This is a genomic window from Methylobacterium sp. CCH5-D2 (assembly GCF_001556475.1).
GTDB classification, from domain to species: Bacteria; Pseudomonadota; Alphaproteobacteria; order Rhizobiales; family Beijerinckiaceae; genus Methylobacterium; species Methylobacterium hispanicum.
The window spans coordinates 1-267 of record NZ_LSIX01000254.1 but is presented as its reverse complement, the minus strand read 5'-3'; the positions used below and the strand labels follow the sequence as shown (position 1 = coordinate 267).

The 267-nt window shown below is 70.0% G+C and carries 1 protein-coding gene; it reads right to left on the bottom strand.

From position 1 onward, the window contains the following. A partial coding sequence (locus AX737_RS06780; protein ID WP_280949063.1) for a histidine kinase dimerization/phospho-acceptor domain-containing protein occupies positions 1 to 267 on the bottom strand: 267 nt, incomplete at both ends.

Sequence of the window (267 nt, the reverse complement as noted above, 5' to 3'; positions counted from 1 at the left end):
CCTCCGGCTTGAGCGTCTGGCGCCGGGCGAAGGCGAGGAGTTGCGCCGTCAGCCGCGCGGCACGGTCCACGGTGTCGGACACCGCGTCCATGTAGCGGCGCCGTCGCTCCTCGGGCAGGTCGGGGCGTCGGAGGAAATCCATCGATGAGCGGATGACGGTCAGCAGGTTGTTGAAGTCATGCGCCACGCCGCCGGTGAGCTGGCCGATGGCCTCCATCTTCTGCGACTGCACCAGGGCGTCCTGCGTCTCGGCGAGGTCGCGGGTCC